The organism is Stutzerimonas marianensis (assembly GCF_022810315.1).
GTDB lineage: Bacteria > Pseudomonadota > Gammaproteobacteria > Pseudomonadales > Pseudomonadaceae > Stutzerimonas > Stutzerimonas marianensis.
The window spans coordinates 142747-164931 of record NZ_JALGRD010000007.1 but is presented as its reverse complement, the minus strand read 5'-3'; the positions used below and the strand labels follow the sequence as shown (position 1 = coordinate 164931).

General features: G+C 62.9%; 23 protein-coding genes. 12 read left to right on the top strand and 11 right to left on the bottom strand.

The genetic code is table 11. The features are described 5' to 3' along the window. Nucleotides 1-142: 142 nt before the first annotated feature. Nucleotides 143-1798, bottom strand: a complete 1656-nt coding sequence (locus MST27_RS13780; protein ID WP_243606513.1) for a cation acetate symporter — start codon at nucleotides 1796-1798, stop codon at nucleotides 143-145. A gap of 1 nt (nucleotide 1799) precedes the next feature. Then, the gene (locus tag MST27_RS13775) at nucleotides 1800-2114 is read right to left on the bottom strand and encodes a DUF485 domain-containing protein (protein ID WP_243606512.1); all 315 of its coding nucleotides are present in this window, start codon (nucleotides 2112-2114) and stop codon (nucleotides 1800-1802) included. A 266-nt stretch (nucleotides 2115-2380) separates the two neighbouring features. Between MST27_RS13775 and MST27_RS13770 the strand changes: the two genes are divergently transcribed. Beyond that, complete coding sequence (locus tag MST27_RS13770) at nucleotides 2381-2605, top strand: DUF2061 domain-containing protein (RefSeq protein WP_243606511.1); 225 nt, start codon at nucleotides 2381-2383, stop codon at nucleotides 2603-2605. Nucleotides 2606-2682: 77 nt separating this feature from the next. After that, a complete protein-coding gene (locus tag MST27_RS13765) occupies nucleotides 2683-4278 on the top strand; it encodes a glycoside hydrolase family 17 protein (RefSeq protein WP_243606510.1) in 1596 nt (531 codons plus the stop codon). Here MST27_RS13765 and MST27_RS13760 read toward each other — a convergent pair. After that, complete coding sequence (locus tag MST27_RS13760; protein ID WP_243606651.1) at nucleotides 4275-4637, bottom strand: hypothetical protein; 363 nt, start codon at nucleotides 4635-4637, stop codon at nucleotides 4275-4277. The genes MST27_RS13765 and MST27_RS13760 overlap by 4 nt on opposite strands. A 217-nt stretch (nucleotides 4638-4854) precedes the next feature. Here MST27_RS13760 and MST27_RS13755 point away from each other — a divergent pair, with 217 nt between their 5' ends. From MST27_RS13755 to MST27_RS13745, 3 genes are all read left to right on the top strand, one after another. Further along, nucleotides 4855-6147, top strand: a complete 1293-nt coding sequence (locus tag MST27_RS13755) for a serine/threonine protein kinase (RefSeq protein WP_243606509.1) — start codon at nucleotides 4855-4857, stop codon at nucleotides 6145-6147. Further along, nucleotides 6140-6907: an MlaA family lipoprotein gene (locus MST27_RS13750; RefSeq protein WP_243606508.1), complete on the top strand. Its 768-nt coding sequence runs from the start codon at nucleotides 6140-6142 to the stop codon at nucleotides 6905-6907. The genes MST27_RS13755 and MST27_RS13750 overlap by 8 nt, the downstream gene beginning before the upstream one ends. A gap of 91 nt (nucleotides 6908-6998) precedes the next feature. Continuing rightward, nucleotides 6999-7844, top strand: coding sequence for a pirin family protein (locus tag MST27_RS13745; protein ID WP_243606507.1), 846 nt, complete (start codon nucleotides 6999-7001; stop codon nucleotides 7842-7844). Here the strand turns inward: MST27_RS13745 and MST27_RS13740 are convergent. After that, a complete protein-coding gene (locus MST27_RS13740) occupies nucleotides 7834-8784 on the bottom strand; it encodes a lipid A biosynthesis lauroyl acyltransferase (protein WP_243606506.1) in 951 nt (316 codons plus the stop codon). The genes MST27_RS13745 and MST27_RS13740 overlap by 11 nt on opposite strands. A gap of 160 nt (nucleotides 8785-8944) precedes the next feature. Here MST27_RS13740 and minC point away from each other — a divergent pair, with 160 nt between their 5' ends. The 5 genes from minC (at nucleotide 8945) to MST27_RS13715 (ending at nucleotide 13011) form a co-directional block, all read left to right on the top strand. Beyond that, nucleotides 8945-9673 carry a septum site-determining protein MinC gene (gene minC / locus MST27_RS13735; protein WP_243606505.1) on the top strand — a complete coding sequence of 243 codons (729 nt, stop codon included), beginning with the start codon at nucleotides 8945-8947 and terminating at the stop codon, nucleotides 9671-9673. A 91-nt stretch (nucleotides 9674-9764) separates the two neighbouring features. Next, nucleotides 9765-10580 carry a septum site-determining protein MinD gene (minD, locus tag MST27_RS13730; protein ID WP_243606504.1) on the top strand — a complete coding sequence of 272 codons (816 nt, stop codon included), beginning with the start codon at nucleotides 9765-9767 and terminating at the stop codon, nucleotides 10578-10580. Further along, nucleotides 10577-10834, top strand: a complete 258-nt coding sequence (gene minE / locus MST27_RS13725; RefSeq protein ID WP_243606503.1) for a cell division topological specificity factor MinE — start codon at nucleotides 10577-10579, stop codon at nucleotides 10832-10834. Before minD ends, minE begins: the two co-directional genes overlap by 4 nt. A 68-nt stretch (nucleotides 10835-10902) precedes the next feature. Then, nucleotides 10903-11538, top strand: a complete 636-nt coding sequence (locus tag MST27_RS13720) for an RluA family pseudouridine synthase (protein WP_243606502.1) — start codon at nucleotides 10903-10905, stop codon at nucleotides 11536-11538. Between the two features lie 183 nt (nucleotides 11539-11721). Beyond that, the gene (locus tag MST27_RS13715; RefSeq protein WP_243606501.1) at nucleotides 11722-13011 is read left to right on the top strand and encodes a M18 family aminopeptidase; all 1290 of its coding nucleotides are present in this window, start codon (nucleotides 11722-11724) and stop codon (nucleotides 13009-13011) included. Between the two features lie 12 nt (nucleotides 13012-13023). On the opposite strand, the gene MST27_RS13710 is transcribed toward MST27_RS13715, so the two are convergent. Then, a complete protein-coding gene (locus MST27_RS13710) occupies nucleotides 13024-13983 on the bottom strand; it encodes an NAD(P)H-quinone oxidoreductase (RefSeq protein WP_243606500.1) in 960 nt (319 codons plus the stop codon). Nucleotides 13984-14241: 258 nt separating this feature from the next. Between MST27_RS13710 and MST27_RS13705 the strand changes: the two genes are divergently transcribed. Both MST27_RS13705 and MST27_RS13700 read left to right on the top strand, forming a co-directional pair. Beyond that, nucleotides 14242-16368: a carboxy terminal-processing peptidase gene (locus MST27_RS13705; protein WP_243606499.1), complete on the top strand. Its 2127-nt coding sequence runs from the start codon at nucleotides 14242-14244 to the stop codon at nucleotides 16366-16368. Nucleotides 16369-16462: 94 nt separating this feature from the next. Next, nucleotides 16463-18256: a bifunctional diguanylate cyclase/phosphodiesterase gene (locus MST27_RS13700; RefSeq protein ID WP_243606498.1), complete on the top strand. Its 1794-nt coding sequence runs from the start codon at nucleotides 16463-16465 to the stop codon at nucleotides 18254-18256. On the opposite strand, the gene MST27_RS13695 is transcribed toward MST27_RS13700, so the two are convergent. From MST27_RS13695 to flgL, 6 genes are all read right to left on the bottom strand, one after another. Then, complete coding sequence (locus MST27_RS13695; RefSeq protein WP_243606497.1) at nucleotides 18223-18690, bottom strand: SEL1-like repeat protein; 468 nt, start codon at nucleotides 18688-18690, stop codon at nucleotides 18223-18225. The genes MST27_RS13700 and MST27_RS13695 overlap by 34 nt on opposite strands. Then, nucleotides 18690-19070, bottom strand: coding sequence for a hypothetical protein (locus tag MST27_RS13690; protein WP_243606496.1), 381 nt, complete (start codon nucleotides 19068-19070; stop codon nucleotides 18690-18692). The genes MST27_RS13695 and MST27_RS13690 overlap by 1 nt, the downstream gene beginning before the upstream one ends. Continuing rightward, the gene (locus tag MST27_RS13685) at nucleotides 19067-19384 is read right to left on the bottom strand and encodes a helix-turn-helix domain-containing protein (protein ID WP_243606495.1); all 318 of its coding nucleotides are present in this window, start codon (nucleotides 19382-19384) and stop codon (nucleotides 19067-19069) included. The genes MST27_RS13690 and MST27_RS13685 overlap by 4 nt, the downstream gene beginning before the upstream one ends. A gap of 144 nt (nucleotides 19385-19528) precedes the next feature. Next, on the bottom strand, nucleotides 19529-19993 hold the full coding sequence (locus tag MST27_RS13680) for a YkvA family protein (RefSeq protein ID WP_243606494.1): 465 nt from the start codon (nucleotides 19991-19993) through the stop codon (nucleotides 19529-19531). Between the two features lie 419 nt (nucleotides 19994-20412). Next, complete coding sequence (locus tag MST27_RS13675) at nucleotides 20413-20724, bottom strand: ComEA family DNA-binding protein (protein ID WP_243606493.1); 312 nt, start codon at nucleotides 20722-20724, stop codon at nucleotides 20413-20415. A gap of 218 nt (nucleotides 20725-20942) precedes the next feature. Next, nucleotides 20943-22178: a flagellar hook-associated protein FlgL gene (gene flgL, locus MST27_RS13670; RefSeq protein ID WP_243606492.1), complete on the bottom strand. Its 1236-nt coding sequence runs from the start codon at nucleotides 22176-22178 to the stop codon at nucleotides 20943-20945. Nucleotides 22179-22185 lie beyond the last annotated feature (7 nt).

Genomic DNA, 22185 nt, shown 5'->3' with positions numbered 1-22185 from the left:
GCGACGAGTCTAGCGAAAGCCGCAGCCGCGACCGGCCTCCATCGAAATGCTGAATGACGGCCCTGCTCCGCCCCCAATCTGCTGGCCGGGCCATAACGAAAAAGGCAGCCCGAAGGCTGCCTTTTTTGACGACGCGTGGCGATCAATGAGCGACCGCACCGCTGGCGCCGAGGCCCGTCTGCGAACGGATGAACTGCGGGAAGAAGCGTGCACGCTCCTCGGCAGCGGCCTTCGACTTGTCGGTGACCGAGAAGAACCAGAGGCCAAAGAAAGACGCGATCATTGCGAACAGCGCCGGGTACTTGTACGGGAAGATCGCCTGCTCGAAGTGCAGCACATCGACCCACACCGTCGGACTCAGGATGGTCAGGATCAGCGCCGTAGCCAGCCCCATCGAGCCGCCGATCAGCGCGCCACGGGTGGTCAGGTTCTTCCAGTACATCGAGAGGAACAGGATCGGGAAGTTGCAGCTTGCCGCTACCGAGAAGGCCAGGCCCACCATGAAGGCAATGTTCTGATTCTCGAAGGCCACACCGAGCAGGATCGCCAGGATGCCGAGCGCCAGCGTGGTGCGCTTGGTGACCTTCATCTCGTCCTCTTCCTTGGCCTTGCCCTTCTTGATCACGCAGGCGTAGAGGTCATGTGCCACGGCCGATGCGCCAGCCAGGGCCAGGCCCGATACCACCGCCAGGATGGTGGCGAAGGCTACGGCGGAAATGAAGCCGAGGAACAGGTTGCCGCCGACCGCCGTCGCCAGGTGGATCGCGACCATGTTGGTGCCGCCGATGATGGCGCCGGAGGCGTCCTTGAAGCTCGGGTTGGTGCTGACCAGCAGGATCGCGCCGAAGCCGATGATGAAAGTCAGGACATAGAAGTACCCGATGAAGCCGGTGGCGTAGAACACGCTCTTGCGCGCTTCCTTGGCGTCGGCGACGGTGAAGAAGCGCATCAGGATATGCGGCAGCCCCGCCGTACCGAACATCAGCGCCAGGCCGAGGGAGATCGCGGAAATCGGATCGGACACCAAACCGCCCGGACTCATGATGGCCTGGTGGTTCGGATGCAGCGCAACGGCCTCGGAGAACAGGCGACCGAAGTCGAAGCCGACGTGATACATGACCATGATCGCCATGAAGCTTGCGCCGGAGAGCAGCAGCACCGCCTTGATGATCTGCACCCAGGTGGTGGCGAGCATCCCGCCGAACATCACGTACATCACCATCAGCACGCCGACCATGACCACCGCGACCAGGTAATCCAGGCCGAACAGCAGCTGAATCAACTTGCCGGCACCCACCATCTGCGCGATCAGGTAGAAGGCCACGACGATCAGCGAGCCGCAGGCCGAGAGGATGCGGATCTGCGTCTGGCCCAGGCGGTAGGAGGCGACGTCCGAAAAGGTGAACTTGCCCAGGTTGCGCAGGCGCTCGGCCATCAGGAACAGGATGATCGGCCAGCCGACGAGGAAGCCGATCGAATAGATCAGGCCGTCGTAGCCGCTGGTGAAGACCAGTGCGGAAATGCCCAGGAAGGACGCCGCGGACATGAAGTCTCCGGCGATCGCCAGGCCGTTCTGGAAACCGGTGATGCTGCCGCCGGCAGTGTAGTAGTCGGAGGTGGACGTGTTGCGCTTGGCCGCCCACTTGGTGATGCCCATCGTGAAGACGATGAACACCACGAACATCGAAATCGCGGTCCAGTTGGTGGCCTGTTTCTCGACGTCCCCGGTCAGGGCATCGGCGAACAGCGCCGGAGCAGCCGCCATCAGGGCGGCCGCGGTCAGCAAGCGTGCAAGCATGTTATTTCTGCGCCTCTTGGAGGATGTCCTGGGTGATGCGGTCGAATTCGCCATTGGCGCGTTGGACGTAGATGCCGGTCAGCACGAAGGACAGGAAGATCAGTCCGAGGCCCGCCGGGATGCCCCAGGTGGTGACGGCACCGCTGCTCAGCGGCGTGCCGAGCACGGCAGGGTCGAACGCAATGATCAGGATGAAGGCGAAGTAGGCTGCCAACATGATGGTGGCCAGCATCCATGCAAAGCGGTTGCGCTTGGTTACCAATTCCTTGAAGCGCGGGTCGGCGTCGATCTGCCGGTACAGGTTTTCGTTGTTCATTGGATGGTCTCCACACGATCACTGCCCGCACATGCAGGCAGGCGGCTACTTTAGTACCGCCAAGCCCGAACACCACTCGACCATGGTCGGCTACTCATTCGCGCAAAGCACCGGAATAGAGCCTTCGCAGCGTCATTTTGCCGCACCCTGACAGCCATAGACCGACACTATGCAAATCATGCAAGACACCCATTTCACAGCCTTGCTCAGGACGGCCAGACTCGCTTGCAACAGAGAACGATTCCCGTTCGTCAGCGGAGCTCATGATGACCAAGACCGTCACCTTTACCCTGATGCATTTCTGCATCGCCTTTTCGGTGACCTACGCCCTGACCGGTAGCGTGGCAGCCGGAGGCCTGGTCGCCGCAATCGAGCCGCTGTGCAACTCGGTCGGTTTCTATTTCCACGAGAAAATCTGGCAGCGCTTCGAAAAACGTCCGTCGAAAAAGAAGGACATCCCGCCGCACGCCTGGCTCCACCATCAGGCCTGATCGCAGCCCGCAGCCCGCTGTCGGAGCGCTCGCCGCTCAGCTAAGATGCGCCCCCCGCCCCCCTGCAGATCGCTGAGATGACGTCGCGCGTGCGCCCTACCCTGCTGCCTTTCGGCATCGCCTGCCTGTTCACCCTGATCGCACTCAGCAGCTTCTGGTACAGCCTGGGTCGTCCCGTCGACCTGGCCGACGCCAGCGCGCCGGGCGCGCGACTCCAGTGCGTGTCCTACAGCCCATTCGCGAAGGATCAATCGCCCTTCGATCAGCCGTTCGAGCTGCGCCCGGAGCGCATCGATGCGGACCTGGCCCTTCTGGCCAAGCGCTTCGGCTGCGTGCGGACCTACTCCATGATCGGTCTCGAAGCCGTACCGGCGCTGGCGCGCAAGCACGGTCTTAAGCTGCTGATGGGCGCCTGGGTGAGTGCCGACCCTGTCCAGACCCGCGCCGAGATCGATGCCCTGATCGCCAGCGCCAATGCCAACCGAGACGTGGTGGACGCGGTGATCGTCGGCAACGAGGTATTGCTGCGCAAGGAAACCACTGCCGCTCGGCTGGTCGCGCTGATCGAAGAGGTTCGTGCCGGAGTCGAGGTCCCAGTGACCTATGCCGATGTCTGGGAGTTCTGGCTCCGACATCCTGAGGTGGCGCCAGCGGTGGATTTCCTGACCATTCACCTGCTGCCTTATTGGGAAGACGAACCTGCCGGCATCGAGCATGCGCTTCGGGAAGTCGCCGAGGTGCGTCAGGTTTTCGGCAACCGCTACGCACCCAAGGACATCCTGATCGGTGAGACTGGCTGGCCAAGCGAAGGGCGCCAGCGCGAAACCGCGGTGCCCAGCCGCGTGAACCAGGCGCGTTTCATCCGCGACTTCGTGCACCTGGCCGAAGCCAACGGCTGGCGCTACAACCTGATCGAAGCCTTCGACCAGCCCTGGAAGCGCGCCAGCGAAGGTGCCGTGGGCGGCTATTGGGGGCTGTTCGATGCCGACAGGCAGGATAAGGGCATCCTCGCTGGTCCGGTGTCGAACCTGCCGGGCTGGCCGCTCTGGCTGACGATCAGCCTTGTCGCCTGGGGGGGCGCGCTGACCATCGCCGGTCTTCCGACGCGCCTCCGTTCCGCCACATTGCTGCCGGTCGCAACCGCTGTCGGGGCCGCATGCATGGCCCTTTGGCTGGAGCTTGGCGAGATCACCAGCCGCCATCTGGGCGAGTGGCTCTGGACGGGCGCCTTGTTGATGCTCAACGCCGTCGCGCTGGCGCATGTGGCGCTAATGCTCGGGAGCGAAAGCACCTGGCGCCGCCGGGCACGCGCCTGGCTGGACGGCAAGGCCGGGTTGATCCTCCTGGCCACCGGCTTCGCCGGGGCGGTCATGGCGCTGGCCTTGGTATTCGATGCGCGCTATCGCAGCTTTCCGAGCGCCGCACTGCTGTTCCCGGCGCTGGTCTACCTGGCCCGCCCTGCCATCGCGTCACGACGGGAAACCACGCTGCTCACCGCCTTGGTCGCGGCCTGCATCGCACCACAGCTTTATCAGGAAGGGGTGGAAAACGGGCAGGCACTCGGCTGGGCCCTGGTCTGCCTGCTCGTGACGCTGGCGCTTTGGCGCAGCCTGCACCAGTCGAAGCGGCAAATCGCTATCGCGACGACCGATATACGCAACCAGACGGCCTAAGCATGGTCAATGGTTAGCGCGGCACGCGGCGCCCTGACCAGTCGTAGCGCCGCGATGACCACTGCGAACACGGCCAGGCTGGCGCTGTAGAGGACCAACGCGGGCACTGCCAGGAGCAGTCCCAGCGCTGCCAGCCACCAACCGGTACGCCGCGGCAGGAAGAATGCGAGCAATGCGAGGCAAAGCGCCGACCAGGCCAAAACCCGCATATGAATGAGCCAACCGAGCCCGGCCCGTAGCTGGCATGCCCAGTGGGAGGCGGATTCGGCGCAGAGCCCGACCCAGCGAGGATCTTCCATCAGCGCAAAACGAACTTCGTAGCTGGTGGCGGTGCAGGCCACCAGCAGCAGGACCAGCATCAGCGAAGGGGAAAGGCGCAACTTGGAGGCTCCACGGCTCGGGCGGCGCTCAGCATAATCGAGCCCGACGCGGTTGCAAGCGGCAAACGCAATGATGCGGGCGCCGGCCGAGCGTATTGGACACCAGAGGCAACCGAGGAACACGACGATCGAGCCCATACCGCGTTACCTTCATCCGGGCCCACCGCCCCACCTATCCGCCATCCGGAGAATATCCATGCGATTGTCGCTGTGCCTGACGGCCCTGCTCGCGCTGCTGAGCCTGCCCGCCCTCGCGGCGGACATCAGCGTTGAGGACTATGGCTACCCGCTGAGCAACCCTTTCGAAGCCACCATCGCCACGACGCCCGTCGAGCTGCGCGCCGAAACGCCCACCGACGATGACATCGATCAGCGCGATTACAGCCTGAGGTTGCGCCCCGAGCGCGAGTTCATCCTGCCGGACAATTTCTGGGCGGTTAAGCGCCTGACCTACCGGCTGGCTCGCCAGCCCGGCCCGGCCCCGCTGATGTTCATCATCTCCGGCACCGGTGCCAGCTACTCGGCCGGCAAGAGCGAAACACTCAAGCGGATCTTCTACGGTGCCGGCTATCACGTGGTGCAGCTATCGTCGCCGACCAGCTTCGACTTCATCGCTTCGGCGTCGCGCTACGCCACGCCGGGCTACAGCCCGAACGATGCCAAGGATATGTACCGCGTGATGCAGGCGATCCGGGCGCAGCAGCACGAGCTGCCGGTCACCGGCTTCAACCTCGTCGGCTACAGCCTGGGCGCACTCAATGCCGCGTTCGTCAGCCAGCTCGATGAAACCCGGCGCAGTTTCAACTTCGATCGCGTCCTGCTGATCAATCCCCCGGTCAACCTGAAGACATCGGTCGACAATCTCGACAAGCTGGTACAGACCCGCGTCGCCGACGTGGACAGCACCACGACCTTCTATGAACTGATCTTCGAGAAGCTGACGCGCTATTTTCACCAGCAGGGGCGGATCGACCTGGACGCCGCGCTGCTCTTCGACTTCCAACGGTCGGACCTGCGGCTGACGGACGAACAGATGGCGATGCTGATCGGTTCGGTGTTTCGCTTTTCCGCTGCGGATATCACCTTTACCTCCGACCTGATCAACCGGCGTGGGCTGATCGTGCCGCCGGATTACCCGATCAACGAAGGTACCAGCCTTGAGCCGTTCTTTCGCCGCGCCCTGCTCTGCGACTTCGATTGCTACCTGACCGAGCAACTGATCCCGATGTGGCGAGCCCAGACCGACGGCGGCAGCCTGACGCAACTCGTTGATCAGGTCAGCCTCTACGCCCTCGAGGACTACCTGCGCAACAGCCCCAAAATCGCCGTGATGCACAACGCCGACGACATCATTCTTGGCGCCGGGGACCTCGGCTTCCTGCGCCGCACCTTTGGCGAGCGCATGACGCTCTATCCGCGCGGCGGCCACTGCGGCAACCTCGACTACCGCGTCAATGTTCAACACATGCTGGAGTTCTTCCGTGGCTAGACGTCATCTGCTTGCCCTGCTGCTCGTTAGCGGCATCGCCCATGGTCAGACGCCGTCCGCCGACGAAGACGGCTTCACTCATCCCCTGCGCCAGCTCGAATTCAACCCGGGCCTGGACCAGCGTGAATTCGAGCGCGCCACCTTCGATGCGCTGAACATCTATGACCCCTGGGAGTCGTTCAATCGGCGCATGTACTACTTCAACTACCGCCTCGACCAATGGGTGATGCTGCCGGCGGTTCGGGGCTATCGCTATGTCACCCCGAGGGTCGTGCGAACAGGCGTCAGCAACTTTTTCAACAACCTGGGCGAAATCCCGACGCTGTTCAACAGCCTGGCGCAACTGAAGGGCGAGCGAGCCATGACCACCACGGCCAGGCTGCTGTTCAACACCATCCTCGGGGTCGGGGGCATCTGGGACCCGGCGACGCGCATGGGCCTTCCGCGCGCGCGCGAGGATTTCGGCCAGACATTAGGTTTTTACGGTGTGCCTCACGGCCCCTACCTGATCCTGCCCGCACTGGGCCCGTCGAACCTCAGGGACACCACCGGCCAGGTTGCGGACTTCGGCATCGAGCGCCAGGTGGACTACTTCAGCTATGCCGAGGCCAGCGGTGGCGAGTTCGGTCTTACCGCGCTGCGCCTGATCGACATCCGGCACACCACCAGCCTGCGCTACGGTCAGTTGAACTCGCCCTTCGAGTACGAAAAGGTTCGCTACGTCTACACACGTGCACGGGAGCTGCAGATCAGCGAATGATCGAAACCATCGATGCTTCCCATCCTGATTTCGCATCATCACATCGACAACCCAGCGCTAAGCTCCGCACATCAAGTAGAGGAGTGACACCATGTCCTTGCGCGAAGTGATAGCCACCCATACCGGCCGTGCCACCTCCGACGGCGCTGGCGTCAGCCTGACCCGCGTCTTCGGTGGCGCCGAACCGGAACGGTTCGACCCGTTCCTGATGCTCGACGAGTTCGGTTCGGATGACCCGGACCAGTACATTGCCGGCTTCCCGCCGCATCCCCACCGTGGCTTCGAGACAGTGACCTACATGCTCGAAGGCCGCATGCGCCATGAGGATCATCTGGGCAACGTCGGACTTCTGGAAAGCGGTGCCGTGCAGTGGATGACCGCTGCACGCGGCGTGATCCACAGCGAGATGCCACAGCAGGAGCACGGCGTGATGCGCGGCTTCCAGCTCTGGCTCAACCTGCCGGCGAAAAGCAAGATGAAGGAGCCCGACTACCGGGACTACGCGCCGCAGGACATCCCCCGTATCAAGCTGCCCAATGGCGTCAAAGTCGTCGTCATTGCAGGCACCTTCTCGGCGGAGGGCATCGAGCAGGCCGGCGCCGTCCAGCGTCCCGACACCGAGCCGCAGCTCTTCGACCTGACTTTGCCGGCCGGCGCGGACCTCTCGCCGGACATTCCGAAGGGCCACCGACTCCTACTTTATGTTTACGAAGGCTCGCTGGTTGTCGCGGGCAAGACGGTCGACACCCGCCAGCTGGCACGGCTGAGCGACGAGGGCGAGCTCAGGCTGTCGAGCGACACAGGGGCGCGGGTCCTGCTGATCGCCGGACGGCCGATCGGCGAACCCATCGTGCAATACGGCCCTTTCGTGATGAACAGCCGCGACGAAATCGAACAGGCGCTGCGCGATGTTCGCGACGGCGTCTTTACAAGCTGAGCGGCTTCTTCGGTAGCTTGCGGTACAGGTTCGGCTCGCCTTCCGGACGCGTCTTGAAGCGGCGGTGGGCCCACAGGTACTGCTCCGGATGCTGGCGAACCGCATCTTCGATCCATTCGTTGATGCGGCGGCAATCGGCCTCTTCGCTCTCACCTGGAAAGTCCGCCAGCGGCGCGTGAATCACCATTCGGTAACCGGAACCATCGGCCAGGCGCACCTGCGTATAAGGAACCACCTGCGCCCGGCCCAGCCGTGCAAATTTGGTCGTGGCCGTCACGGTCGCCGCGTTGATACCGAACCAGGGCACGAACAGGCTCTGCTTGCGGCCGTAGTCCTGATCCGGCGCATACCAGATCGCGCGCCCGGCGCGCAGCGCCTTGAGCATGGCCCGTACGTCTTCCCGCTCGATGGCACTGGCATCCAGGTTGTGACGCTCGCGGCCGCGCCGCTGGATGAAATCGAACAGCGCGTTCTTGTGCTCGCGGTACATGCCGTCGATGGTGTGGCGCTGGCCAAGCAGTGCGGCGCCGATTTCCAGTGTGGTGAAGTGCAGCGCCATCAGGATCACACCCTGCCCGTCGGCCTGGGCGCGCTGCAGGTGCTCGAGCCCTTCGATATGCGCCAGGCGCTGCAGCCGCGCGCGCGGCCACCACCAGCTCATGGCCATCTCGAACAGCGCGATGCCGGTCGAGGCGAAATTTTCCTTCAGCAGCGCTTCGCGCCGCACGTCGCTCAGTTCCGGAAAGCAGAGCTGCAGATTGCGTCGGGCGATGTGCCGCCGCGAGCGCGCCCCGCGGTACATGATCGCGCCCACCATACGGCCCAGTACCAACTGCACCCGATAGGGCAATTGGACCAGCAGCCACAACAGGCCGAGCCCCAGCCACAGCAGCCAGAAACGCGGATGAAGAAAGGAGGCACGGAAGCGGGGACGATCCATCAGCAAGCTCGAAGCAGTCAAAACGCACATTCTAGCGGCAAAGTTACCGACGCTGCCGCCGCCACTCGATGCATGGCCACGTTACGCTTGCCTTGCCCGGGGTTGCAGGGCGCCGCCGCCCCCGCTATAAGTCCTCGCCATTTACCGCAGCAGGCAGACCATGAGCCAAGCCGACTCCAACGATCAAACGCCCGTGTTCCAGCTCAAGGGCAGCATGCTCGCCATCACCGTGCTGGAATTGGCACAGAACGACCTGGAACGCCTCGACCAGCAGCTGGCTCTCAAGGTCGAGCAGGCACCTGACTTCTTCAACAACACCCCGCTCGTACTGGCGCTGGACAAGCTCGCCGCCGACGCCGCACCGGATCTGCCCGCACTGATCGCGCTGTGCCGCAAACACGGCCTGCGGACGCTGGCCTTGCGCACAGGCGACCCGCAGGTCCTCGAAGCCGCGAGCGGGCTGGACATCCCGGTATTGCCACCTTCCGGCGCGCGCGAACGCAAGCTGGATATCACCAAGGCAGCGGCCGAGGCGCCCAAGCCGGCAGAGCCGGTCTATCGCCCGACGCGCGTCGTGACCACGCCAATCCGCGGCGGCCAGCAGGTCTACGCCCAGGGCGGCGATCTAATCGTGCTGGCCGCTGTCAGCCCCGGTGCGGAACTTCTCGCCGATGGCAACATCCATGTGTACGGCCCGCTGCGCGGGCGGGCGCTGGCCGGCATCAAGGGTGACGCCAACGCTCGTATCTTCTGTCAGCAACTGGCTGCGGAAATGGTCTCGATCGCCGGCCAGTACAAGGTTGCCGAAGACCTCCGGCGAGACCCGCTATGGGCTGAAGCCGTACAGATGAAGCTATCCGGCGACGTGTTGAACATCACCCGCCTTTAACGGATACTGCCGCAATTTTTCAAGCACCAGAACGGGCAATCCCGAAGCCAAATCGGCTCGGGACCCGACCTCCATTTTAGGGTGAATCACCTTGGCCAAGATCCTCGTAGTCACTTCCGGCAAGGGTGGCGTCGGTAAAACCACTACCAGCGCCGCCATCGGTACCGGCCTCGCTCTGCGCGGCCACAAGACCGTCATCGTCGACTTCGACGTCGGCCTGCGTAACCTCGATCTGATCATGGGCTGCGAGCGCCGCGTGGTGTACGACTTCGTCAACGTGATCCAGGGCGACGCCACGCTCACCCAGGCCCTGATCAAGGACAAGCGCCTCGAGAACCTGTATGTGCTGGCCGCCAGCCAGACGCGAGACAAGGACGCACTGACCCAGGAAGGCGTCGGCAAGGTGATCGACGAGCTCGCCGAGAACTTCGAATACGTCATCTGCGACTCGCCCGCAGGCATCGAGAAAGGTGCCCACCTGGCCATGTACTTCGCTGACGAAGCGATCGTCGTCACCAACCCCGAAGTATCCTCGGTACGTGACTCCGACCGCATGCTGGGCCTGCTGGCCAGCAAGTCGCGCCGCGCCGAGAACGGCCAGGACCCGATCAAGGAACACCTGTTGCTGACCCGCTACAACCCCGAGCGTGTGGTCAAAGGCGAAATGCTGGGCGTCGAGGACGTCGAAGAGATCCTGTCGATCCGCCTGCTGGGCGTGATTCCGGAATCCCAGGCTGTGCTGAAAGCATCCAACCAGGGCGTACCGGTCATCCTCGACGACCAGAGCGACGCCGGCCAGGCGTACAGCGATGCCGTCGATCGCCTGCTGGGCAAGGAAGTCAATCATCGCTTCCTTGATGTCAAGAAGCAGGGCTTCCTGCAACGGCTGTTTGGAGGCCGCGAATGAACATCCTCGACTTCTTCCGCGAACGCAAGAAGAAGGAAACGCCAGCTAACATCGCGAAGGAACGCCTGCAGATCATCGTCGCTCACGAGCGCGGCCAGCGGACCCAGCCGGACTACCTGCCGGCCCTTCAGAAAGAGCTGGTCGAGGTGATTCGCAAATACGTCAACATCGACAATGACCAGGTGCAGGTCGCCCTCGAAGATCAGGGCAGCTGCTCGATTCTCGAGCTGAACATCACCCTGCCGGACCGTTGACGGACCAACCTCGCAGTTGATCGGCGACCTGGCAGTGCCCGGTCGCCGATTTCGTTTCTGGAACCCACATGCCCCTGAGCAACATCCAGATCGTCCACCAGGATCCCGCCCTGCTGGTGATCAACAAGCCAACCCTGCTGTTGTCCGTACCCGGCCGAGCGGAGGACAACAAGGACTGCCTCATCACCCGGCTGCAGGAAAACGGTTATCCAGAGGCCCTGATCGTGCACCGCCTGGACTGGGAAACGTCCGGCCTGATCGTGCTGGCTCGCGACGCCGACAGCCATCGCGAACTGTCCCGCCAGTTTCACGACCGGGAGACAGAGAAGGCCTACACCGCGCTGTGTTGGGGCCAGCCCGAGCAGGACAGCGGCAGTATCGACCTCCCCCTGCGCTATGATCCGCCGACCAAACCCCGTCACGTCGTCGACCACGAACTCGGCAAGCACGCCCTCACCTACTGGCGGGTCCTGCAACGCCATGAGTACTACAGCCGGGTCGAGCTGACGCCGATCACAGGTCGATCTCATCAGCTACGCGTTCACATGTTGTCGATCGGCCATCCCTTGCTGGGTGATCGCCTCTACGCCCACGAGCAGGCCCTGGCCGCACACGGGCGACTTTGCCTGCACGCCAGCATGCTATCGCTGACCCACCCCCAGACTGGCGAGCGTCTGCGCTTCGATTGCCCGGCGCCCTTCTAGCCTGAGCGCCTGCACTCAACATCCCCAGAGCGACGCAGTCATCCAAGCCGGTCAACGGACGCAAGCCTGCTCACCAACAAGGAAAGCGTATGGCCTGCGTTCAGTCGTCGCGAGACGCTACCGAGGCCATACGGCAGGCGTCTAATCCGATAAACTTCCCAGCCTTGCAGCCAGGAGCTCCCCATGCGCGACGAACTCAACCAGGGTCTGATCGACTATCTCAAGGCGTCCCCCACGCCCTTCCATGCCACGCGCAGCCTCGCTCGCAGCCTTCAGGCAGCCGGTTTCAGGGCGCTGGATGAGAAGGAGACCTGGCAGACCGAAGCGGGCGGGCGCTACTACGTGACGCGTAACGACTCGGCAATCATCGCCTTCCAGCTGGGCACCAAGCCGGTCACCGAGCATGGCGTGCGCCTGGTCGGCGCGCATACCGACAGCCCCTGTTTGCGCGTCAAGCCGCAGCCGGAGCTGCAGCGCCAGGGCTTCTGGCAACTGGGTGTGGAAGTCTACGGCGGCGCCTTGCTCGCCCCCTGGTTCGATCGCGACCTGTCCCTGGCCGGGCGCGTCACCTATAGCCGCGACGGCCGGATCGAAAGTCAATTGATCGACTTCCAGCTGCCCATCGCAGTGATCCCGAGCCTGGCGATCCATCTCAATCGCGAGGCCAATCAGGGCTGGGCGATCAATGCGCAGAACGAGTTACCGCCGATTCTGGCCCAGGTCGCCAGCGAGGAACGACCGGACTTTCGCGCCTTGCTGGCCGACCAACTGAGCCGCGAGCACGGCTTGGTCGCCGATGTCGTGCTGGACTTCGAACTCAGCTTTTACGACACCCAGCCAGCCGCCTTGATCGGCCTGAATGGTGACTTCATCGCCGGTGCACGACTGGACAACCTGCTGTCCTGCTACGCCGGCCTGCAAGCGCTGCTGCGTGCGGGACGCGAGGAAACCTGCGTGCTCGTCTGCACCGATCATGAAGAGGTCGGCTCGACGTCCATGTGCGGGGCCGACGGCCCCTTCCTGGAGCAGGTGCTGCGCCGGGTGCTGCCCGAGGGTGACGGTTTCCAGCGCAGCGTCAACCGGTCGCTGCTGATCTCCGCCGACAATGCCCACGCCGTGCACCCGAACTACGCCGACAAGCACGATGGCAATCACGGCCCGAAGCTCAATGCCGGCCCGGTGATCAAGGTCAACAGCAACCAGCGCTACGCGACGAGCAGCGAGACGGCTGGCTTCTTCCGTCACCTGTGCCTGGAAAACGAAGTGTCGGTCCAGAGCTTCGTGACCCGCAGCGACATGGGCTGCGGTTCGACGATCGGGCCGATCACGGCCAGTCAGCTCGGTGTTCGCACCGTCGACATCGGCCTGCCCACCTTTGGCATGCATTCGATCCGGGAACTGGCGGGCAGCCGTGACCTGGCACAGCTGGTGAAAGTACTCGGCGCCTTCTATTCGAGCGCCGAGCTGCCCTGAGTCACTGGCGCGTCAGAGGCTGTCGTCGATGACCAACGCCACCTTGCCGGAAATCTGATTACTGGCCAGGGCGGCGAATGCAGCCTCGACGTCCCCGATGGGAAAGCTGCGCTCCAGTCGGGTGGCAAGGGTTCTGTCGGCAAACAGGAGCCAGGTTTTTTCCTGCAGTTCCGCCAGCAGCGCTGCCTTGTAGTCCGCATCACGGCTACGTAGGGTCGAGCCGATCACCTGCACACGCTTGGCAAGCAGGGCTGCCAGATCCATCTCGGCCTTGCGCCCGCCCATCAGGCCGATGATCACCCAGCGGCCGTCGGTCGCCAGCAGCTGGCTGTTGAGCGCCGCGTACTTGCCACCGACCGGGTCGAGAATCATGTCGAACGGTCCGAAGTCCTTGAGCGCATCGAGTGCCTCCTCACGCAGTACACCGCCCTGCGCACCCAGCGACTCGCAATAGGCCAGCCGCTCCGCCGACCCCACGCTGACCCAGCAGGGGTTGCCGAAGACCTTGCAGAGCTGAATGCCGGCCGATCCCACGCCGCTGGCCCCAGCATGCAGAAGCACCTTTTCACCAGGCTGGATATTGCCCAGGCGGAACAGGTTCAGCCAGGCGGTCGCATAGACCTCCGGGATGACCGCAGCTTCGGTCAGCGAAAGCCCTTCCGGCACTGGCAGTGCATGGCGACCATCGACCACGACCTGCTCCGCCATACCACCGCCGGCCAGCAGGGCACACACCCGGTCGCCGACCCGGTGTGTTACACCGCTGCCGACCTCGGTGACCACACCGGCGCACTCCAGTCCGAGGATATCGGTGACGCCGGGCGGTGGCGGATAAAGCCCCGCACGCTGCAGCAGATCCGCCCGATTGAGGCCGGCAGCCGCTACGCGAATGCGAACCTGACCCGCACCACATTCAGGCGCGCTGCGCTCGGTCCACTCAAGCTGCCCTTCGATGCCTTGCAATGCCTTCATGCTGCCTCCATAGTGGTTCGTACCTGTGCCCGCCCAACCGTTTCTCGCTGGCGATGCAGGCTTTTTGATAGATCGCCGGACTAGGCTACCTGCCGTTTCCCCCGCGTGGAACCTAGGCAGGGCTCGCAGTGCCTCAGGGTAACGCTGTCCTGCAAGTGTGACGCGCGATCTGTCACGCACGCCAGCGGGCAGTTACCATCGGGCTGTTGTTATCCCCGTCGGACATCACGTCCCGGCCCCTGAACATGATGGCCCTATATGCGTTATAACCAAGCCACGCGCCGCCCCTTCGACCTTAAACGCAGCTTGACTGCTGGCGTAGTCGCCCTGCTCCTGGGCTTCCAGGCGTCGAGCGCCCTGGCCAAGCCCTCCGAGGGACACGACTGGGATTACCTCCAGCCTGATCGCGACCAGGTGATCGCCAGCCTCAATATCGTGGAGCTGCTCAAGCGGCATCACTACAACAAGCCCCCTCTGAACGATGCCCGCTCGGCGAAGATCTTCGACAGCTACATCGAAATGCTCGATCCATCGCGCAGCAATTTCACCGCGGGCGACATCGACGAGTTCAAGGCCTGGCGCAACCAGTTCGACGACTTCCTGCGCAACGGCAATCTCGAACCCGGCTTCGCCATCTACAAGGTTCAGTTGGAGCGGCTTCGTAGCCGACTGCAGTACGCCTTGTCGCTGTTGGAAAAAGGCGTCGACAGCTTCGATTTCACCGTCGACGAAGAGTTGCTGGTCGACCGCGAAAACGCCGCCTGGCCGAAGGACGAAGCCGAGCTCGACGACCTGTGGCGCAAGCGCGTCAAGGACGAGATCCTGCGGCTCAAGCTGGCTGGCAAGGAGCCCAAGGCGATCGAGGAGCTGCTCACCAAACGCTACAGGAACCAGCTATCGCGGCTCGAACAGACCCGCGGTGAAGACGTGTTCCAGGCCTACATCAACGCCTTCGCGCAGTCCTACGATCCTCATACCCAGTACCTGTCGCCGGACAACGCCGAGAACTTCGACATCAATATGAGCCTCTCCCTCGAAGGCATAGGGGCGGTTCTGCAGAGCGACAACGAGCACGTCAAGGTGGTGCGCCTCGTCCCGGCCGGTCCTGCCGAGAAGAGCAAGCAGATTGCACCCGCGGACAAAATCATCGCTGTAGGTCAAAGTGACGACGAAATGGTCGACGTGATCGGCTGGCGACTCGACGAGGTGGTCAAGCTCATCCGCGGACCGAAGGGCTCGGTGGTTCGCCTGGAGATCATTCCCGCCAGCAACGCGCCGAACGACCAGACCAGCAAGGTGGTCGCCATCACGCGCGAAGCCGTCAAACTGGAGGAGCAGGCCGCGAAGAAATCCGTGCTGAACCTCTCTCATGAAGGGCGCGACTTCAAGCTCGGCGTGATCGAGATCCCCGCGTTTTATCTCGACTTCAAGGCGCTCCGCGCGGGCGACAAGGATTACAAGAGCACCACTCGCGACGTGAAGAAGCTGCTCACGGAGCTGGAGGATGAACAGGTCGACGGCGTCGTGATCGATCTGCGTAACAATGGCGGTGGCTCACTTCAGGAAGCCACTGAGCTGACCGGGCTGTTCATCGACCAAGGACCAACCGTCCTGGTCCGTAACAGCGATGGTCGCGTGGACGTGCTGGCGGACGAGCAGAAAGGCGCCTTCTACAAAGGCCCGCTGGCCGTGCTGGTCAACCGGCTGTCCGCCTCGGCCTCGGAGATTTTCGCCGGCGCCATGCAGGACTACCATCGGGCACTGATCCTCGGTGGCCAAACCTTCGGCAAGGGTACGGTGCAGACCGTCCAGCCGCTCAATCATGGCGAACTCAAGCTGACCCTGGCCAAGTTCTATCGCGTGTCTGGCCAAAGCACCCAGCACCAAGGCGTGATTCCAGACATCTCTTACCCCGCCAACGTCGACACCAAGGAAATTGGCGAAAGCGCCCTGCCCGAGGCCATGCCTTGGGACAGTATTCGCGCGGCGATCACACCGGATATGAATCCGTTCAAGCCCTTCCTCGCCGAGCTCAAGGCCCGTCACGACAAGCGCACCGGGGACAATGCGGACTTCGTCTTCACCCGGGACCGGCTGGCGCTCGCCCAGGAACTGGCTCATGAAACCTCCGTAAGCCTGAACGAGGAAAAGCGCAAGGCGCAGCAGGAGCGCATCGAACAGCGCCAACTGGCCCTGGAAAACGCGCGACGCCAGGCCAAGGGGGAGGAGCCGCTGGCCAAGCTGGAAAGCGAGGATGAAAACACGCCGCATGAGGACGAGAAGCTCAAACCGGAAGACGATGCCTATCTCACCGAAAGCGGGCACATCCTTCTGGACTATCTCGGGCTGGAACACGCCATGGCGAAAAACAACGCCGCGGAGTAATAGCCAAACGATGTCATCAAAGTGACATCATTTGCGTCGTAAATACGAGGGCCGCACATGCGGCCCTTCGCATTTCCACGCATACGAGACGATCATGACCGTCACCGAGCAGTTGAGCACGCTGGATGGCATCCTGGCTCACGGCGACATCACCACCCTGTTCCAGCCCATCGTTTCGCTCTCGGGCCGCTCCATACTCGGCTACGAAGCCTTGACCCGAGGGCCGTCAAACACCTCCCTGCACTCCCCGATCAACCTGCTCGCCGCGGCCCGCCATGCCGGGCGCCTCAACGAGCTCGAGATGACCTGCCGCGCCTGCGCCTCACGCCGCTACAGCCAGCTCGAGCTGCAGGGCAAACTCTTCCTCAATGTCTCGCCTGAAACGCTCCTCGACGTGACTCACAAGCCGGGGCGAACCCTCGAACTGCTGCAGCAGTACGGAATCACCCCATCGCAGGTCGTCATCGAACTGACCGAGCAGACCCCCACGGATGATTTCGAACTGCTCGATGCCGCACTCCACCACTATCGCGACATGGGCTTTTCGATCGCGCTCGATGATCTCGGTGCGGGCTATTCCAGCTTGCGCATGTGGTCAGAACTGCGGCCCGATTACGTCAAGATCGATCGGTACTTCATCGATGGCATCCACCGGGACGCCGTCAAACGTGAGTTCGTCGGCTCGATTCTCAAGATCGCGCATGCTTCCCGGGCGCAGGTGATCGCCGAAGGTATCGAGCTGCGCGAAGAGCTACGCGTGCTGGCCGATATGGGGGTCGACCTGGTTCAGGGGTACCTGCTCGGCAGACCCGAGGAGCAGCCGGACGCCGACGTCGCCAAACTGTTGCCGTCCAACCCCGAGCGCGATGACTCGCTCAGCGACGAATCGGACCTGTCGGTGCTCGTCCTCAAGCAAATAGCCGTCGCTGAAACGAGCCCGATCGCCGATGTATTGGCGCTGTTCCGCATGCAGGCCAACCTCAACTCCGTTGCGGTGTTGGATGATTTGCAGGTACCGGTCGGCATTGTCCATCGCAACCTGCTGTCCGATGCGCTGCTCAAGCCATTCGCAACCGACCTGCTCGCCCGCAAGCCGATCAGCCGGTTGATGAGCCATGACTTCCTCGCCGTGGAGCTGAACCAATCGCTCCAACAAGTCAGCCGTCTGCTGACCAGCCGGGCGCGGCAGCGTATCGAAGAAGACTTTGTGATCACAGAGCACGGCCGATACCACGGCCTCGGACGGGTGATCGACGTGCTCAAGCTGATCACTGAAATGAAGATCCAGCAGGCCCGCCACGCCAACCCTCTGACCCTTCTGCCCGGCAACGTGCCGATTCAGCAGTGCTTGACGCGCCTGTTACGGCAACGCCGCGAAGCGGTGGTCTGCTATGTCGATATCGACCACTTCAAGCCTTTCAACGACATCTACGGATACGCCAAGGGCGACGAGGTCCTGCTGTGCCTTGCGCGCTGCCTGAATGAACAGATCGACCCCGGCTGCGATTTCGTCGGCCATATCGGAGGAGACGATTTCCTGCTGGTGATGCTGTCGGACGATTGGCCGAGCAGGATTCAGCGATTGTTCGACGCCTTCGAAAAACGCTGCATACCTTTCTACCGAAACGAGCATCTGGCGGCTGGATGCTTCATCGCCGAAGGACGCCAGGGAGGTGAACAACAATTCTCCTTGCTCTCGCTATCCATCGGCGCCGTACACCTCACCCCAGGCAGCGCCGAGGACCTGGACGCCGATCGCCTTGCAGCACTCGCCTCAGAGGCCAAGCGCAGTGCCAAGCAGAAGCCTGGTTTCAGCCTGCACCTGATCGGCACGCAGCCACCGACCTCCCCTCCTCAAAGCCCGACACGCGCCGCGCTGGCTCTGTAGCGCTCTGCCAAATCCTTGTCCGCCTCCAGGCCGTGCCCACCGGCCTGGTACAGCTGCGCCAGGCGGGTCGCCGCCAGCGGATGGCCCGCCTCGAGCGCCAACTTCCACCACCGAGCAGCCTGAGCACCATCAGGTCCGTGCGAAGCGTCCTCGCTCAGCGCGACGACGCCCATCTGATAGGCTGCCTTTGCATCGCCCGCCTCGGCAGCCAGGCGCAGCAAACGGATACCCTCTCGCTTGGCGCCAAACCCCTGCCCTCGAAACAGCAGGATATGCCCATAGAAACTTTGCGCCGAGCGGTCCCCTAGCGCTGCCTTGCGCGCGAACTGCCCTTCCATCCAGCGCCAGATCTTCGGCTGCTGCACCGCCCAACGCGACGCCATCAGCTTTCGCGCAACCCAATAGCCAAGACGCGCACGTAGCTTCAAGATCATTACGGAACCTCGGGATAATCAAACTCGAACACCCTGGCCACCTCCCCGGCGTGCCATGACGCAGCGACCGGGCCATCCACCGGCCCCGTAAAGCGGCCTAGCCGCCTGGCGCATTCGAAGAATCCGGTGCGAGGCAGCCGGCTGGCGCCCTGACTGATCACCAGTGCACTGCGAAGCGGGCGATCGGCACGCGCATCGAGCGCAGCGAGATGCTCCAGGGCTGCCGTTAGCGTCTGCATGGCTGGCGTGGGTAACTGGAGCCGCTCGACGAGGGCGCGATAGGTCACCAGATGACGCTGCCGACGGGCTTCCGACAGCTCGTGAACAAGCGCTTGCCAATGTGATCGGCTGATCCGGATCGGCGAGGAGGAATCGCTCACGCTTGAGGCTCCCAGCCATCGACCTGCAGCGCCCGCGCCAGCGCGCTGCGTATGGCATCGCCCGGATCGCGCTCTCCGGTCTCGATCAGTGCGAGATAGGCCGGGCTGATCCCCACCGCTCGCGCCAGGTCGGCCTGGCTGAGCTGGCGCGCTTCGCGCAATCCGGCGAGCTCGCTGAATGAAGGCTTATTGATGGATTTCGGCCTAGCGATTTCCGCCGCCTGCCCTGCGGCGGTCAGCAGGGCCTGGTAGTCGTCCCAGGGCAACACTGCATACTCGGGTGCCCCATCCCGCATGATGACCTGCACGCTCATCCGCTCTCTCCGCTGGCTGCCTTTCGAAGGGCGGATATTAACAGCCTAGGCGGTCGGTTTTAGCCAAGAAGGCCTCACTTGAGCAATACGAAACGCCATCGATTTATCGGCAAGTTGGGATTAATCCCTGCAGATCGGTGCGCGTTAGCGGCGTCTTGTTGGGCTCAGCTCATCCTCGCCCAGCGAACCATCTGCCTCCGGCATGCGCTCCAGCTCTTCACGGACAGTGGCGGGTTGCCGGTCTCGCCACTGACGAAACGCATCAAGCTCACCGGACCATTTGCGCATCACCCAGCCCAGCACGGCCAGGTCGTCAACGAAGCCCAGCCCCGGTATCCAGTCCGGTATGGCGTCGAGCGGCGAAAGGAAATACAACAGCCCAGCAACCGCCGCGACCAATGCCGGGCGACTGACGGCCCGGTATTCGCCGCGCCACCAGGCGACGCAGAGCGCCTGCAACAGGCTGAGATCCTCGCGCAATCCCTTGAGCAGCCCGCCTTTGGAAGAGCGTTTCCGTGCGACGGCGACGAGGACCGCCGGCAAGCGACCCCGAGCCAGCACGCGCCGGGCCAATGGCAGGTACTTGAAGAACATCCAGGGTGCAGCCATGGCTCGAATCCTCGCAAAGTGCCGGCCCGTTTGGGCTGGAAGGTTTATCCACAAAACCTGTGGGTAAGTCTGTGTGCAGCGTCTGGATGGTTGCCGCCAACGCCCGTGGCGCGGGCCCTCTCTACGGATCGACGGCTTTTTGCTCACCCCTAATATTGCTCTATGAATCAACGACTTATCGGAAGCCAAAAAAGCACAGCGCGTGTTGGAATGACCGAAAGTCGAAGCGGAAGCGAATGTGCATAACCAGCGCCTGTCAATCCCTTTCTGATGCGATTTTTGCTTCCTACCAGCGGGCCATCGTGAACGGCCGTTCTAACAACGACAACGGATACGCATCGCCGGTTCGCAAGCCCAGGGGGCGTACGGCAGAAACAAAAAAGCCGGTCAGATGACCGGCCTCTTGATCGGGTCCCGCTTCAGTTGACGCTGAGCTTGGCGCGATTCTTTTCCAGGGTGGCCGCGCCGATGCCCTTGACTTCGAGCAGCTCGTCGACCGCGGTGAAGGGGCCGTGAGCGTCGCGATAATCGACGATGGCCTGGGCTTTGGTCGCGCCGATGCCGGCAAGTTCGCGGGTCAGCGTATCGGCATCAGCGGTATTGAGGTTAATGGCTGCCGCCTGAGCGACAACGGAGGCTGGCTTGGCCGGCTGCGCGTCGGCGGCACTGGCACCGACCGAAACGCTGGTGAACAACGCAAAAAACGCAGCAGTCAGGAAAGACTTGGTCATGTTTCACATCCTTTTGAAGTTCGGTATAGACCGGCGCGGTACTCCATGCGCCGCCCGGTCACTCTAAGTATTGAGCGAGCCAAGTCAAACCGAGTGTCCCGTTATGTGAACCATTGCAAACGCGAAAACGGCCTTGGCAGCCGTGCTCTGACCGATCGGCGCGTTATTCCCGGCGGGTCGCAGCCTGTATCCGGCGCAGCGACGGGCGGAAGCGCCAGTTATCTCATGACGTTGAACAGGCTTAATCCGGATATCTTCACGTAACTCTGCTGCGCAGCTTCCAGGACGACCGTCTGCAGGGACAGGCGGGAAAGCGCCTCGGCGTAGTCCAGCTCACGCAGCTCGGCCTGGACACCCTTGTTCACCAAGGAAACGTCCTGGTTATCAGTCTGAGTGGTTTCGATGACGTTCAAGCGCGCCCCGATGTTGCCGCGCGCCGCATCGACAGTGACCATGCCGTGATCGAGGTTGGTCAGGGCAACGCCGACCGCATCGCGCACACCGTTATTGCCCGTGGCCGGATCTTCAAGTGCCTTGCGCAGGTTAGCGACGGTGTCCAGCACGCCCTGTTTTTCCTGGCCAGTTCGCTGAAAGGTGAAGGTCTCACCGCCTGCGGGAACACCATCGATATGGATCGTCATGCCGCGAAACACCAGCTTGTCGCTGGAGGTGTCGTCTTCGTCGAGGCGGCCGCTCTGCAGCGCTACAGTGCCACCCACCTCGTACACCTCGTACGCCTTGGGATCGGTCGGATCGAAGCGCACCTCGAAGCCCGCCGCCGGGAAGTCCGTCGCGGCAAACGCGACTTCATCCTCGACCAGTGGCGCCGAGAGCCGCACCGCCGGCGCGCTGATGCTGCTGGCGGCCGGAGTCATCGACAGCCGGCCGGCATTCGTCACGGACTGGAACACGGACTTGCCGTTGTCACTGATCGGAATGCTCAGGGAGCTGGCAATCTGCAGTTTGCGCTGCCCCTCGTCACCCTGATAGCTGTAGCTGCCGTCTGCCGCGCGAACGAACGGCTGGGTCTTGCCCTGGAAACCGGAGAACAGGTATTCGCCGCGAGCATTGCGCGTGTTCATCAATGCCAGCAGTTCATCTTCGCGCTCGCCCAGTTCCGCTGCGATGGATTTCCGGTCTTGCGGGTCCAGCGCGCCATTGCCTGCCTGGACGGCCAATTCCCGCACACGTTGCAGCACGGTGTTGACCGAGTTGAGTGTCACCTCTTCCTGGGTCAGGCTGTTCTTGGCCGCCGTCAGGTTCGAATCATATTGGCTCAGCACGCTCTGTTGCTGCTCGAGTTGGAGCAGACGAACCGAGGCGACAGGGTCGTCCGCCGGCGTGAGAATCCGATTGCCGGTGCTGATCTGCTCCTGGGTGCGCGTGGCGTTGGCATAGTTCCGCTGGATGCCGGATACGCCGTTATTGAATGCTTGCAGGGTCGAGATGCGCATAAGCCGG